This window comes from Achromobacter sp. MYb9 (assembly GCF_002975275.1).
Lineage (GTDB): Bacteria > Pseudomonadota > Gammaproteobacteria > Burkholderiales > Burkholderiaceae_B > Achromobacter.
This window is the reverse complement of sequence record NZ_PCOQ01000001.1, coordinates 731,884-746,417: the sequence shown is the minus strand read 5'-3', so window position 1 is coordinate 746,417 and position 14,534 is coordinate 731,884. Positions and strand designations below refer to the sequence as shown.

13 protein-coding genes are annotated in these 14,534 nt (G+C 66.1%); 1 reads left to right on the top strand and 12 read right to left on the bottom strand.

The features are described from left to right. Positions 1-184: 184 nt before the first annotated feature. Positions 185-1,120, top strand: a complete 936-nt coding sequence (locus CQ050_RS03410) for a glycosyltransferase family A protein (protein WP_105555391.1) — start codon at positions 185-187, stop codon at positions 1,118-1,120. 2 nt (positions 1,121-1,122) lie between these two features. On the opposite strand, the gene CQ050_RS03405 is transcribed toward CQ050_RS03410, so the two are convergent. From CQ050_RS03405 to CQ050_RS03350, 12 genes are all read right to left on the bottom strand, one after another. Then, positions 1,123-1,872: an ABC transporter ATP-binding protein gene (locus CQ050_RS03405; RefSeq protein WP_105555390.1), complete on the bottom strand. Its 750-nt coding sequence runs from the start codon at positions 1,870-1,872 to the stop codon at positions 1,123-1,125. Further along, on the bottom strand, positions 1,872-3,665 hold the full coding sequence (locus CQ050_RS03400; protein WP_105555389.1) for an ATP-binding cassette domain-containing protein: 1,794 nt from the start codon (positions 3,663-3,665) through the stop codon (positions 1,872-1,874). The genes CQ050_RS03405 and CQ050_RS03400 overlap by 1 nt, the downstream gene beginning before the upstream one ends. Then, on the bottom strand, positions 3,662-4,702 hold the full coding sequence (locus tag CQ050_RS03395) for a branched-chain amino acid ABC transporter permease (RefSeq protein ID WP_105555388.1): 1,041 nt from the start codon (positions 4,700-4,702) through the stop codon (positions 3,662-3,664). The genes CQ050_RS03400 and CQ050_RS03395 overlap by 4 nt, the downstream gene beginning before the upstream one ends. Positions 4,703-4,720: 18 nt before the next feature. Continuing rightward, positions 4,721-5,872: an ABC transporter substrate-binding protein gene (locus CQ050_RS03390; RefSeq protein WP_046803516.1), complete on the bottom strand. Its 1,152-nt coding sequence runs from the start codon at positions 5,870-5,872 to the stop codon at positions 4,721-4,723. A gap of 174 nt (positions 5,873-6,046) precedes the next feature. Beyond that, entirely contained in the window at positions 6,047-6,775 is a 729-nt protein-coding gene (locus CQ050_RS03385; RefSeq protein WP_105555387.1) for an SDR family NAD(P)-dependent oxidoreductase, read from the bottom strand. A 32-nt stretch (positions 6,776-6,807) separates the two neighbouring features. Next, entirely contained in the window at positions 6,808-7,593 is a 786-nt protein-coding gene (locus CQ050_RS03380) for a cyclase family protein (RefSeq protein ID WP_105555386.1), read from the bottom strand. A 43-nt stretch (positions 7,594-7,636) separates the two neighbouring features. Next, a complete protein-coding gene (locus CQ050_RS03375) occupies positions 7,637-8,878 on the bottom strand; it encodes an SDR family NAD(P)-dependent oxidoreductase (protein ID WP_105555385.1) in 1,242 nt (413 codons plus the stop codon). Then, the gene (locus CQ050_RS03370; RefSeq protein WP_105555384.1) at positions 8,875-10,044 is read right to left on the bottom strand and encodes a thiolase family protein; all 1,170 of its coding nucleotides are present in this window, start codon (positions 10,042-10,044) and stop codon (positions 8,875-8,877) included. The genes CQ050_RS03375 and CQ050_RS03370 overlap by 4 nt, the downstream gene beginning before the upstream one ends. Then, the gene (locus CQ050_RS03365) at positions 10,041-11,675 is read right to left on the bottom strand and encodes an AMP-binding protein (protein WP_105555383.1); all 1,635 of its coding nucleotides are present in this window, start codon (positions 11,673-11,675) and stop codon (positions 10,041-10,043) included. Before CQ050_RS03365 ends, CQ050_RS03370 begins: the two co-directional genes overlap by 4 nt. Positions 11,676-11,684: 9 nt before the next feature. Next, positions 11,685-12,176, bottom strand: coding sequence for an aromatic-ring-hydroxylating dioxygenase subunit beta (locus CQ050_RS03360; RefSeq protein WP_105555382.1), 492 nt, complete (start codon positions 12,174-12,176; stop codon positions 11,685-11,687). Beyond that, on the bottom strand, positions 12,173-13,492 hold the full coding sequence (locus CQ050_RS03355; RefSeq protein ID WP_105555381.1) for an aromatic ring-hydroxylating dioxygenase subunit alpha: 1,320 nt from the start codon (positions 13,490-13,492) through the stop codon (positions 12,173-12,175). The genes CQ050_RS03360 and CQ050_RS03355 overlap by 4 nt, the downstream gene beginning before the upstream one ends. Positions 13,493-13,522: 30 nt before the next feature. Beyond that, positions 13,523-14,500, bottom strand: a complete 978-nt coding sequence (locus CQ050_RS03350; RefSeq protein ID WP_105555380.1) for a PDR/VanB family oxidoreductase — start codon at positions 14,498-14,500, stop codon at positions 13,523-13,525. Positions 14,501-14,534: the final 34 nt, after the last annotated feature.

Below are 14,534 nucleotides of genomic sequence, written 5' to 3'. Positions count from 1 at the left end.
CGCGCACCGCCCAACGCATAATGGTCCGGAATAGCCGCCAAAAAACGCACGGGTTGACAGATTTGATTGCAAATTCGAATGCGCCGGCATCAGTTCCCGCAGGCATATCCCCTACACTTCAGGCGAAAACAGTTAGACCAAGACCGCAGCGGTGGCACGGAGATCGCAAAGGGGCATAGCAGGCATGATCGATACACCAACGTTTTTCACCGTTCTGACGCCCACCTACAACCGGGCGGGTACGCTGCACCGGGTGTATGAATCGCTGTCCCGGCAGACATTCAGGGAATTCGAATGGGTGGTGGTGGACGATGGTTCCACCGACAACACCCACGATTCCATCCTGGATTGGCAGAAGCGCGCCGATTTTCCGATCCGCTACATCTGGCAGAACAACCAGCACAAGAAAACGGCATTCAACCGTGGCGTACGCGAAGCGCGTGGCCAAATGGTCGTGGGCCTGGACAGCGACGACGAAATGCCGCCGGACGCGCTAGCCACGTTCAAGGACGCCTGGGACAGCATTCCGCCCGCGCGGCGCGATTCCTATGTGGCCGTGACCGGCCTGTGCGCGCGGCCCGACGGCAGCATCGTCGGCGACCGCTATCCGCAGGACGTATTCGACAGCACGGCGGTGGACGTGTATTTCCGCTATCGCATCAAGGGCGAGAAATTCGGCTGTATGCGCACCGACATCCTCCGGAAGTACCCCTTTCCCGAAGACGTGGCGGGATTCGTGCCGGAAAGCCTGGTGTGGTGGGCGGTGGCGCGCGCGGGCTATCTCAGCCGCTTCATCAACCGCGTGGTGCGCACCTATCACGACACCCCGGGCGGCCTGAGCCAGGGCCCCGTGTCGGTGGCCAACAATGCGCAGGGCCTGTACCTGCTGGCCTGGGACATGCTGCAGCACCACCTGGAGTTCTTCCGCTTCCGGCCGCGCGAATTCATCATGGCGGCCGCGCGCTACACGCGCTTCCGCCTGCACCTGAAGCACTCCGGCGTGCCCACTGCGGTGCAGGCCTACCGGCTGACGAACCCGGCCGCGACGTTCATGGTGGCGGCGATGTGGCCGGTGGGCTACGCGCTATACCGCCGCGATCGCCGGCGCGGCGTGGCCTGAGCTCAGGCGGGCGTCGCCGCTGGCGCGCCGTGGCCCAGCCCCAGATACACCTCGACCACGCGCGGGTCCACCGCGACTTCCGCTGCCGGACCTTCCAGCGTGACCGTTCCGGTTTCCAGCACATAGGCGTAGTCGGCCACTTGCAGCGCCGCGCGCGCGTTCTGTTCAATCAGCAAGATCGACACGCCCATCTCGCGCAGCCGCGCAACAATCTTGAACACTTCGCGCACGATGCGCGGCGCCAGCCCCAGGCTGGGTTCGTCCAGCATCAGCAGGCGCGGCTTGGCCATCAACGCGCGCCCCACGGCCAGCATCTGGCGTTCGCCGCCGGATAGCGTGCCGGCCAGCTGCGCATGGCGTTCCTTCAAGCGCGGGAACAGCTCGTAGACCTCGGCCAGCGTCTTGTCCTGGTCGCGCAGGCCGGTGCGAAAACGATGGAAGCCGCCCAGCATCAGGTTGTCGTGCACCGTCATTTCAGCGAACAGTTCGCGCTTTTCGGGCACCAGGTTCATGCCGGCCGCCACCATTTCCTCGATCTCGGCATGTTCCTGCGGCTTGCCGCCGAACACGATCTGGCCGGTTGAGGGAAGCACGCCCATGATGGCCGACAGCAGGGTGGTCTTGCCCGCGCCGTTGGGGCCGATCACGGTCACGATCTGGCCTTCGCCTACCGTCAGGCTGACGCCCGACACCGCTTCGACCTTGTCATACGCCACGCGCAGGTCGCGCACTTCCAGCAGATTCGCGCTCATCATTCCACTCCGCCCAGATAGGCTTCAAGCACCGCGGGGTTGTGCTGGATTTCGGCGGGCAAGCCCTCGGCGATCTTCTCGCCGAAGTCCATGACCACCACGCGATCCACCAGCCCCATCACGAAGTCCATGTCGTGCTCGACCAGCAAGATGGCCATGCCTTCCGAGCGCAGCTTCTTCAGCAATTCGGCCAGTTCGCACTTTTCCTGATAGCGCAGCCCGGCGGCCGGCTCGTCCAGCAGCAGGATGCAGGGGTCCGAGGCCAGCGCCCGCGCAATTTCAAGAATGCGCTGCTGCCCCAAGGCCAGCGAACCGGCTTCGTCGTGCAGGTGCTTGCCCAGCCCCACGCGTTCGACTTGCCGCGCGGCCTCGGCCAACAGGCGCGCTTCTTCGGCTCGGTCCAGGCGCCACGCGGCCGGCAGTACCCCACGGTGGCCGCGCAGATGCGCGCCAATGGCCACGTTTTCCAGCACGCTCATGCGGCCCAACAGGCGCACGTGCTGGAACGTGCGCGACAAGCCCAGGCGCGCGATCTTGCGCGCGCCCGCGCCCGCCACGGACTGCCCCAGCAGCGTGACCTGGCCCGACGTGGGCGTGTCCACGCCCGAAATCTGGTTGAACATCGTGCTCTTGCCCGCGCCGTTGGGGCCGATCAGCGCCAGGATTTCGCCAGCGCGGATTTCCAGGTTCATGGCGTTGTTGGCGACCAGGCCGCCAAACTTGCGCGTCACGTCCACCGCTTTAAGCACTACCTCGCCGCGCGCCGGCATCGGCTTGCGTGGCAAGGGCTCGGCGCTCATGTCCACGCGGCGCACCGCCTTCTTCACGCGGATCCAGCGCGTCAGCACCGGCCACAGGCCGCTACGGGCGCGGTGCAGCAGCAGCACCATGCCGAAGCCGAACACGATGACCTCGAAGTTGCCGGTCTGGCCCAGCAGCCTGGGCATCCAGTCTTGCAACCATTGCTTGAGGATCGTGAATACGCCAGCACCCACGAGCGCGCCCCAGACCTGTCCCGCGCCGCCGATGACGGTCATGAACAGGTATTCGATGCCCATCTGCAGGCCGAACGGGTTGGGGTTCACGAAGCGCTGCATGTGGGCATACAACCAGCCCGACGCGCAAGCCTGCAACGCCGCGATGATGAAGATCACCATGCGCGACCGCGCCGTGTTCACGCCCATGGATTCGGCCATCACGCGGCCGCCCTTGAGCGCGCGGATGGCGCGGCCTTCGCGCGAATCCAGCAGGTTCTGCGTGGACCAGACGGCCACCATCAGGAACGCCCAGATCAGGTAGTAGATGCTGCCGCCCTGGTTCAGCGTCCAGCCGAACAGGTTGATGGCCGGGATGTCCGGAATGCCGGTGTGGCCGCCCAATCCTTCCACGGAACCGAACGCAAAGTACAGCGACAGGCCCCAGGCGATGGTGCCCAGCGGCAGGAAGTGGCCCGACAGCTTCAGCGTGATCGCGCCCAGCAGGTAGGCGATGACCAGCGTCAGCAACAGGCCGGCCAGCAGCGTCAGCCAGGGCGACGCGCCCAGCCAGGCCAGCCACGACGGCAGCGTGTCGGCGCGGGTGGTCAGCAGCGCCGTGGTGTAGGCGCCCACGCCCACGAAGGCGGCCTGGCCGAAGCTGGTCAAACCGCCCACGCCGGTCAGCAGCACCAGGCCCAGCGCCACCAGCGCGTACAGGCCGATGTAGTTCAGCAGCGTGACATAGAACGGCGGCAGGGCCAGCGGCCCCAACGCCAGCAGCGCCAGGAACGCGACGAGGATGATGCGGGGGTTCATTCGTCTTCTTCCTCGACGTGATGGCTTTTCAACGAGCGCCAGAGCAGCACGGGAATGATCAGCGTGAACACGATGATTTCCTTGTACGCGCTGGCCCAGAACGACGAGAACGCTTCGATCAGTCCGACCAGCACCGCGCCGGCCGCCGCCAAGGGATAGCTGACCAGGCCGCCGATGATGGCGCCCACGAAGCCCTTCAGACTGACCATGAAGCCCGAATCGAAGTACATGGTGGTGATGGGGGCGATGAGAATGCCCGACACCGTGCCGATCAGCGCGGCAAGAAAGAACGTGGCGCGGCCGGCGAAGATGGGCGAAATGCCCATCAGCCGCGCGCCCAGCCGGTTGAACGCGGCGGCGCGCAGCGCTTTGCCGTACATCGAGCGTTCAAAGAACTGATACAGCACGATGATCAGCACCGCCGACACCGCCACCACCCACAGTGCCTGGCTGTTGATGTTGATGGGACCCAATGCCAGGCTGGCGTCGGAAAAGGGCGCGGTGCGCGCACCCTCGGCGCCGAACGCCAGCAGGCCCAGGCCCACCAGCGCCAGGTGCACGGCAATGGACACGATCAGCAGCACCAGCGTGGACGCCGAGGCAATCGGCTGATAGAACAGCCGGTACAACTGCGGCCCCATCGGCACCACCAGCAGCAGCGTCAATAGCGCCTGCACGGCCATCGGCAGCTGCGCCAGTGGCAGTTGGTACAACAGCCCCGCCAGGATCAGCGGGTAGATCGCCTTGGCCGCGATGCGCCAAAGCCCCCGGGACCGGCCCGGGCGCTTGGCCCGCGCCATCAGGTCGGCCACGGCTTCGGCCAGCGCGAACGCCAGCAGCAGCCACACCAGCAGCACGGGCTTGCCGGCCTGGATGGCCGCCATGGTCAGCGCGCCGAAGGCGACGAACTCGCCCTGGGGGATGAACAGCACGCGGGTAACGGTAAAGACCAGCAGGATCGACAACGCCAACAACGCATAGATCGCGCCGTTGGTGATGCCGTCCTGCCCGAGTATCAAGGCGATCTGAGCATTCATGCGAAAAGGTCCAGGCCGTTACTTCACCAGCGTCCAGTTGCCGTCCTTGACGGTGATGAGCTCGCGGCCGCGGTCATCGAAACCGCTGTGGTCGGCGGCGCTCATGTTGTAGACGCCTTGCGTGCCCACCAGCTCCTTGGTCTGTTCCAGCGCGTCGCGCAGGGCGCTGCGGAATTCCTTGGTGCCCGGCTTGCCGGCCTTCTCGGCAATCGGCACGGCCTTTTCCAGCAGCAGGCCGGCGTCGTAGACGTTGGCGCCGAAGGTGGCGGGCTTGGAACCGTTCAGCTTTTCGTACGCGGCGATGTAGTCGGTGGCGACTTTCTTGGACGGGTTGCTGTCGGGCATTTCCGGCAACACCAGCATCAGGCTGGCGGCCAGCACCGTGCCTTCGACCTTCTTGCCGCCCAGTTTCAGGAAGTCGGGCAGTGCGGCGCCGTGGGTTTGATAGAACTTGCCTTTGTAGCCCTGATCGAACAGCGTCGTCTGCGGCAGCACGCTGGCGGCGCCCGGGGCGGCCACCAGCACGGCGTCCGGCTTGGCGGCCAGGATCTTCAGCGCCTGGCCCGTCACCGAGCTGTCAAAGCGCAGGTAACGTTCGTTGGCGATGATCTTGATGCCTTTCTCGGTGGCCAGGCCCGAGAAGACCTTGTACCAATTCTCGCCATACGGATCGTTCAGGCCGATGAAACCCACCGTCTTGATGCCGGTCTTGGCCATGTGGTCGACCAGCGCGCGGGCGATGATGTCGTCGTTCTGCGTGGTCTTGAACACCCACTTCTTCTGCTCGTTCATGGGCAGCACCACGGCCGCCGTGCCCACCGGCGCCAGCATCGGCACGCCGGCCTCGGCGGCAAACTGGATCACGCCCATGGCGTTGGGCGAGCCCGACGGCCCGATCAGCGCGTCCACGTTCTGTTCCGAAATCAGCTTCTTGAACGCCGTGACCGAGTTGGTGGAATCGCTGGCGTCGTCCAGCGAGACGTATTCCACCGTCAGGTCGCCGATTTTCTTGGGCAACAGCGGCACGGTGTTCTTCTGCGGAATACCGACCAGCGCGGTCGGACCGGTGGAAGACGTGACGACGCCGACTTTCATTTGCGCCAACGCGGGCAGGGCGAACAGGGCGGCGACGGCGGCGGCCGCGGCCAGGGGGAGTTTCTTCGACAGCATGGCAAAACCTCCGGATAGGGAGCAGAGTGGGGGTGCAGCTGAAAAGCGGAGAAAACAGGAACAGCGGGAATTACTTGTTGCTTAAAATTTCTAACCTGCAAGGATGAGCACTGTAGACGGGCTCTTGGTGCTTACCTATCCGTCAAAACCCGAAGCATGCATCGCGAACGTCCGCTAGATGGTGATGGAGCTGACGCTGGCGCCGCCGCAGACGAACAGCGTCTGGCCGGTCACGAAGCTGTTGGCGGGGTCCGCGAAGAACATCACGGCGCGCGCCACGTCGTCGGACCGGCCCAGGCGCTTGACCGGAATACCGTTGGCCAGCTGCTTTTCGCGTTCGCTGCCGGGTTCGATCACTTCGTAGAACATGTCCGTCTGGATCGGGCCGGGCGCCACCACGTTGACCGTGATGCCGTAGGGCGCCAGCTCCAGCGACCAGGTGCGCGCCATGCCGACCATGCCGGCCTTGGTGGCCGAATAGGCGGTGCGGGTGGGCAGGCCCAGCGCGCCGCGGGACGACATCATCACGATGCGGCCGAAATGGCGTTCCTGCATGCCGGGCAGCGCCGCTTGCACCAGGCTGATCGCCGCGCCCAGGTGGATCTGCGTCAGGCCGTGCAGTTCTTCCTGGGTGACCTGCGGCAGCAGGTTGGGCCAGATGACGCCCGCGTTGTGGATCACGTGGCTGATGGGGAATTTCGCGGCAGCTTCACGGCCGGCCTGCGCCGTGGCTTCCGCGTCCAGCAGGTCCACCTGCATGTTGTGCAGGCGCGGGTGGCTGAAGTCGGCCGCGCGGCGTGCCATCGAAATCACTTCATAGCCCGCGTCCAGCATGTTGCGGCAGATTTCCGCGCCGATGCCGGCGCTGCCGCCGGTGACGAGAGCGACATTCGCGTGTGTCATGGAATCCCTTTGTTGGTGATGGCCGTGTCGGATCAGGCCTTGGGCGCCAGCGCCAGCACGCGCAGGGGGCTGCCCGAGCCGCTGCGGATCTTGAGCGGGGCCGAGAAAATCACCGCGCCGGTGGGCGGCAGCTGATCCAGGTTGGTCAAGCACTGCAAGCCGTAGCGGTTGTTGCCGTGCATGTAGTAGTGGCAGGGGTAGGGCGGGTTCAGGTGATGGGCCTGGCCCGCATCGGTGCCGACGGATTCGGTGCCGAAACCGTGCACGTCGCGTTCCTTGATCAGCCAGGGCACCACGTCCGCGTCGGGGCCGGGCGAGTGCGCGCCGTCGGCCTGCATGTTCAGATATTCGGCGGGCTTGGCGCGCTTGGACCAGTCGGTCCGCATCAGCACCCAGGAACGTGCCGGGATGCGGCCGTGCTTTTCTTCCCAGGTCTTCACGAAGTCGATGGTCAGCAGGAAGTCCGGATTGTCGCGAGCTTCGGCGGAACAGTCGATGACGCAGGCGCTGGCAATGAATGACTCGATCGGGATCGTGTCCACCGTGTTGTCGGGCTGGTCCTTGCCCGTGACCCAATGGGCGGGGGCGTCGAAGTGCGTGCCCGTATGTTCCGAACACGAGAAGTTGTTCCAGTACCAGGCCGGGCCGCGTTCGTCGTAGCGCGAGATTTCTTCCATGCGGAACGGCCACGCCTGGCCGAATTCCGGCGGCAGCACGATAGTGGGGAATTCCGGCGTCAGGGTTTCGGTCAGGTCCACCAGGCCGATGCGGCCCGACACGAGTTCCGACATGAATTGGGCAAGAATGTTCTGGCTCATGCTGCTGCTCCTCTTGGTTCGTGCGTTATCGGAAGGCGGGGCGTCAGGCGCCCAGTTCCCGTTCCAGTCCCTTGGGGCTCTCGGCCAGCCGGGCGCGGAACTCCTGCGCAACGTCGCCGACGTACACGTCTTCGATGCCGTCCTTCAGCGCCCGCACGATGGCGGCCGCGATCGCGGCGGGCGCCACGCGCGGCGGGGGCGTGCGTTGCTCCCATTCGTGGTCCACCGGGCCCGGGAACACGTTGACCACCCGTACCCCCGCGCCGCGCATTTCGGCGCGCAGGCATTGGGCCAGCGACAAGGCAGCGGCCTTGGACGCCGACCACATGCCGCGGGACGGCAGGTTCATGTGCGCGTAAATGGACAGCACGTTGACCCAGGCGGTCGCGCTGTTCACGCCGTCGGCGGCGCGGCCGCACAGCGCCGGGCCGAAGCACTGCGCCAACCGCATCAGGCCCAGCACGTTCACGTCCATGGCATCGCGCGCCGTGTTGACGTCCTTGCGGCCGAGCAGCCCGCCTTCGCGTTCCAGGTCGGCCGTGTTCACCAGGATCTCGACCTTGCCGCCGATCGAGGCCGCCACGCGTTCGACGGAATCGGTGTCGGTGACATCCAGCGTGACGGTCTGCACGCGCGGGTCGGCGGCCAGGGCGTCGAAGGCGTCGTCTCGTTTCCAGGCCTGCGGATCGCCCAGGAACACGGCGGGGCAGCCGGCATCCAGCAGGGCGCGCGCCACCGCCAGGCCGACGGCGGACTTGCCGTCCGTGACCAGCGCGCGGCGGAACTTCGGATCGCACGAGGTCTCGCGCAGGGTCTTGTCGTCTTCCATGTTCGGGGTATTCCTTTCTGGCAGGGCGATCATCACGGCCTGGCCGCCGCGGTCCAGTTTCAGGGTCAGCCGCACGCGTTCGCCGTCGGCGCAATCCTGGTGCACGTGCGCCACGACGGAGGGGCCGGCGTCCATGCGTACCGTGCCGACGCGCCACGGCAGGCGTTCGCGGAAGTACAGGTCGTTGCTGTGGTGCAGGACGGTGCTGACCAGCAGCACGCCGTTGGGATCGGCCGGGCGCCATGGCAGGTGTTCGGACAGGCAATGGCCGCACACCTCGCGAGGCGGGTACTGCACCGCGCCGCAGTCGGCGCAGGTTTGCAGGTCGAAGCGGCCCTCGGCAGCGGCGGCCGTCAGCCCCAGCGCGCTGCGGCTGCGCCAGCCGGGCGGCAGCGTGGGCTGGCGGGTGCGCGCAACCGGATTCTTCCGGGGCGGCTTGGCTAGCGGCTCGGTCATGCATCGCTCCTTGCCAGGATGGCCGCGGCGGTGCAAAGCCCGCGGTCGTAATTGATCATGCCGAAGCCGCTGACCATGCCGATGCGCGCGTCGGCCACCTGCGTGCCGCCCGCCGTGCCGGTCAATTGGCGCAGCGCTTCGATCAGGCCCAGATAGCCGCCGGCCGCGCCGGCCTGACCCACCGATAGCTGTCCGCCGTTGGTGTTGAAGGGGAAGCTGCCGTCCACGGTGAAGGTGTTGCCGCGTACGAATTCCGGCGCGGCGCCCTTGTCGCAAAAGCCCAGGTCTTCGATCTGCATCAGGTTGATGACGGGATAGTCGTCATAGGCTTGCAGGAAGTCCATGTCAGCCGGCGCTGCGCCGGCCTGGCCATAGAGTTCGTCCACATCCATGGTCCAGCCGCCGCGCGTCTGGATGGGGTCTTCGATCCAGGCGTTGTGCCGTTCGATGGTGGACAGGATGCGGGCAAAGGGCAGGTTCAAGGCGCGGGCCTGGTCTTCACGCATGACCAGGAAGGCATCGGCGCCGGCGCAGGGCATCACGCAGTCGAACAGATGGATGGGGTCGGTAATGACGCGCGCGTCCAGGTATTGCCGCAAGCTCAGCGGCTTTTTCATCAGCGCGTGGGGATAGCGCAGCGCGTTGTCGCGCTGGGCCACGCACAGCTTGCCGAAATCCTCGCGCGTGGCGCCTGTGGCGCGCATATAGTTCGCGGTCAGCAGCGCGAAGCTGGCGTTGGGGCCGCCCGCGCCGTAGGGGTAGACGGCGTCTTGCGCAAAGCGCGAGAACTGGCTGACCGTGTTGCGAAACGAGTCCACGTGGTTGGTGTCGCCCGCGATGCAGGCCACGATGTTCGCGTCGCCCGCCTGCACGGCGCGGGCCGCGCGGCGCAGGGCGGCCACGCCGCTGGCGCCACCCATGGGAATGTGGTCGAGCCAGCGCGGGGTCATGCCCAGGTGCTGGACCAGGCCGACGGCGGTGTCCGGCGCCAGCGTGAAACTGGATACGCACAGGCCGTCCACATCCTGCTTGGCCACGCCCGACTGCCGGATCAGCGCGCCCAGCGCGCGGCCCAGCCACCAGTGGGCGGCGTGCGTGGAATAGCGTTCGTACGGGATGGTGACGGGCAGGGCCGCCACGATGCCGTCATACCCCAGGCGGCTCATCGGGTAGGCTCCTGGCGCTTTTTCATGGCATTGGTGTCAATGCAGCGCGTCGTGCCGGGCAAGGTCGGCGCCAGCGCTTTCATTTCGCCGCGCTGGATCTTGTTGGTGGTGGTCAGCGGCAGGCTGTCCACAAAGGCCACATAGCCGGGCGCCTTGTAATAGGCCAGCTGTTGCAGGCACCACTGCACGATATCGCGCGCGGCATCGGCCATGGCGGCGTCATCGGCCGGCAGGGTGTCGGCCACGACGCAGGCCAGCACTTCGTCGCCGCGCACCGGGTCGGGCACGGCGGCCACGGCCACGGCCTTGACCAGCGGGTGCTGCATCAGCACGCTTTCCACTTCCACGGCCGAGATGTTTTCGCCGCTGCGGCGGATCACGTTTTTCTTGCGGTCCACGAAGCGCAGCGCGCCGTCGGCTTCGCGGCGCACGATGTCGCCCGTATGGAACCAGCCGTCCTGCCAGGCCTCGTCGGTGGCGGCTTCGTCTTTCAGGTAGCCGGCAAAAAAGCCGTAGCGCGGGTCGTCGCCGGCGTGCCGCACCAGCAATTCGCCGTGTTCGCCCACGGCGGCGGGCTGGCCGGCGTCGGTCACGATGCGTACCTGCACGTCGTCTTCTTCGCGGCCAAAGCTGCTGGTGCCGACGTGGCGCGGTTCCTGGTTGGCGATGATGACGGCGCCCGCGCCGGTTTCGGTCATGGCCCAGGCTTCCAGCAAGGGGAAGCCGAAGCGCGCTTCAAACGGCGCATGCAGCTTGCGGTCCACGCCCGCGCCGAAGCCGAAGCGGATGGCCGGTTGCAGGTCGCGGTCGGACGACGGCGCCTTCATCAGAATGGCGGGCATCACGCCCAGGTAATGCAGCACCGTGGCGCCGGAGTCGCGCACGCTGTCCCACCACGTCTTGGGGTGGAAGCGGTCAAGCGGAATCAGGCAGCCGCCGGTCAGCACCATGGCCATGGCGGAATACGCCATGGCGTTCATGTGCACCAGCGGCAGCGGGGTCAGCATGCGTTCCTGGCCGGGGCGCAGGGCCGCCAGCCCGCCGATGCGCGCATACCAGCCGCCCGCGTGCAGGAAATAACGGTTGGGCAGGATGCAACCCTTGGGCCGGCCCGTGGTGCCGGACGTGTACAGCAAGGCGCATTCGGTCAGCGCGTTGGGCGCGGTATCAGCCAGCGGCGCGGCGAAGGGCGCGGGCGGCGGTGCATCGTCAGGCCCCATCACGCGCAAGGGTCGGCCCGCACGTTCGGCGGCGGCCAGCAGGTCGGCGTGACGGTTGGGCAGGGCGACGGCCAGGGCGATTTCGGAATGGCCGGTCAGGTATTCCAGCTCGGCCGCGCGCAGGTCCGGGTTGATCGGCACGACGGAAACGCCTAGCGCGTTCAGCGCAAACCAATGCAGGAAGAAGGCGGGGCGGTTCTCCAGCAACAGCCCGACGCGATGGCCGTGGCCGTAGCCCGCTGCCGCATAGGCGGCGCGCAGCGTTTCAATGGCGTCGGCCGCGCGGGCATACGACAGTTCGCCAGCGGCTATGGCATAGGCGTCGGCCGTTTCCGGCAGGATGCACAGGAAGGGCTGGGCGCCGTAGCGCGACGCGGTGTCGCAAAATGCCTGGTGGACAGTGGTGCTCACAAGCCGCTCCTACATGAACAATTGGATGTTGCCGAAGGCGGCGTCGCAGTTGACCAGGTCAACGCGCTTCAAACGGATGCGCAGTGCGCCGTCCTGTTCCACCAGGTGGTGCGTGGCCCAGCCGGCGTACAGCGTCTGCATGTCCTGGCGCGTTTCAACATAGTGAAAGGCGGTGCGCACCACATGGCGGCCTTCTTCGGGCGCGGCATCGGGGTGGCCGTGTTCGACGGTGGGCGCTTGCAGCAGATGATGGCAGCGGCTCTTGGGCTGCTGCGAAAACGTGCGTTGGCCCGCCAGCCGTTCCACGCGCACGCGCAGCAGCAGCTTGTCTTCGTACATCAGGGACGCGTGCAGCTTGGCGTCTGTCTGGCCATGCGCCAGCGGCATCCAGTAATAGCCGTCTTCGGCGTACAGGTTCAGCCAGTCTTCAAAACGCAGCTCGTCCAGCAGGCGCGCTTCGGCGTAGACAAAATCGATCAACTCGCGGTCGCTTGCGCTCATACCGACTCCGATCCGGTCATGTAGCGGCCCCATGCGCGATATTGGTTGCGCATCTGCCATTCGTTGGTGCCGTTGGTGGTGACGTTCTTCTGGGCAACTTCGTCGGGCGTATACAGCCGGCCCACATTGACCCAGTCGCGCGCGCGGGAATTCAGGCCGTCTTGCGCGCGTTCGTACATTTCCAGGTCGTCATGGCCGACAACGGACGTGGGCGCGTTGATCAGCCGGTTGTACATCAGCGTGCGTTCCAGCAGCAGGTCGGGCGCGCCGACCAGGCGGAACGTCCAGGACTCGACCAGCGTGCGGTCGGCGGCAATGGGCTTGAAGATGCGCAGCGTCTGGATCGGGCCCTTCACCATGATGTTGGGGAAGTACACGGTGTTGTGGCGCACGTCGCCCAGAATCTGTTTGGCGCGTTCCTCGCCGTAGGCGGCCACCATGGATTCCCAGTAGCCCGGCACGCCGGAGTACGACGCGTGAATCGAGTCCGACACGCCGGTATGGCCGTGGCCGTTTTCCCAGACGCGAATGCCCATGTTCTCGAAGAACTCGTACGGCGAGATAAAGGGCGCGAACAGTTCCACCGCCATCGGCTTGGGCGTGCCTTCGGGCGCCTGCTCCCACACCTTCACGGCCGTGCCGGCCGACGATTCGTGCGCCACCATCGGGTGGCAGGTGTCGGTCTGGTTATCGACCAGCATCTTCCAGTTGCAGCGATGCATGTAGCGCAGCACGCCGCCGGCCACTTCCAGCCGGCCCTCGGGCGAGCGGTCCACCATGTTGTCCAGCGTGGACAGCGAGTCGCCGAAGAACTCCTCGAACGACTGGCCTTCCGGATTCAGGCGGCAGAAGACAAAGCCGCGGTGGTTCTTTACGTCCTTGACGGCGGCCATGCCCTGGCTGGCTTCGCAGCTTTCCAGGCCGGTGTTCTCGTAGCCTTTTTTCAGCGGGATAGACAGCAGGCTGCCATCGGTCTTGAACGTCCAGGCGTGGTAGGGGCAACGAAAGAACTTGCCGGTGTTGCCGCAGGCGTCGCCGGCCACCATCGTGCCCTTGTGCGGGCAGCGGTTGTGCAGCACGCGCACGGTCTTGTCGCTGTGGCGCACCATCACCACGGGCTGGTTGCCGACGGTGGTGGTGATGTAGTCGCCATTGTTCGGCACCTGGCTGTCGTGGCCGACGTAGACCCAGGTGTTGGCGTACAGGCGTTCCATTTCCAGGTCGAACAGTTCCTGGTCGATGAACAGGTCCTTGTGCACTTCCGTGTCGCGCACCAGGGCGCGGATGGCGTCGGGATTGTCGCGGTATTTAGCCATGGTCGCTTCCTTGTCTTCGGGGCCGCGGCGTTACAGGTCCAGCACCAGGCGGGCGGATTTCGCGCGCGAGATACAGATCTGGATGATCTTGCCGCTGGCCTTCTCGGTGTCCGAGAGGTAGTAGTCGCGATGGTCGGGCTCGCCTTCCAGCACGGTCGCCTGGCACACGCCGCATTCGCCGCGCTTGCAGTCGTACATCGGGTCGCAGCCTTCTTCTTCCATGACGTCGACGATGGTCTTGTCGGCGGGAATGGTCAGCGTGCGGCCGGACTGGCGCAGCTCGACTTCAAAGGCCTGGTCGCCGGCTTGCGCGGCGGCGGTGACGAAGAGTTCGAAGTGGATGTGGGCATCCGGCCAGTGGCGGGCCTTGGCGCCTGCGATGACGGCATCGATCAGACCCTTGGGGCCGCACACGTACAAATGTTGGCGCGGGTTCGAGGCGGCCAGCAGCGCTTGCAGGTCAAAGCGGCAGGACGGATCGTCATCCGCGTGTACGGTCAGGTTGCCGCCCGCCAGCGCTTCAAGTTCGCCCAGGAAGGCCAGTTGGTCCTTGCTGCGGCCACAGTAGTGCAGGTGGAAGGCGCGGCCGGCGGCTTTCAATGCGGCAGCCATGGAGGCCACCGGCGTGATGCCGATGCCGCCCGCGATCAGCACCACGGGTTCGTCGCCCGCCGGAGATTCATGCAGCGGAAAATCGTTCTTGGGGCCTTCGACGCTAAGCGTGTCGCCTTCGGCCAGCGCATGCATGTGCCGCGATCCGCCCTGGCTGGTTTCCTCCAGCCGCACGCCCAACCGGTATTCCATGGGCTGCGCGAACTGGCCGGCGTCGGGCGTCAGTTGCACCAGCGAATAGCAGCGCGGTTCGCGCAGGCCGGGCACGGTGACCTTCAGGTGCGCGCCCGGGCCGAAGGCGGGCAGCGGCCCGGCATCTTCGCGCGCCAGCCGAAAGGAACGGATCAACGGCGATTCTTGCCGGACTTCCCGGACGATCAGTTTCAGTGTCTGCACGGCGTTTGTCTCTTTCGGTATTCGGGTATCTGGA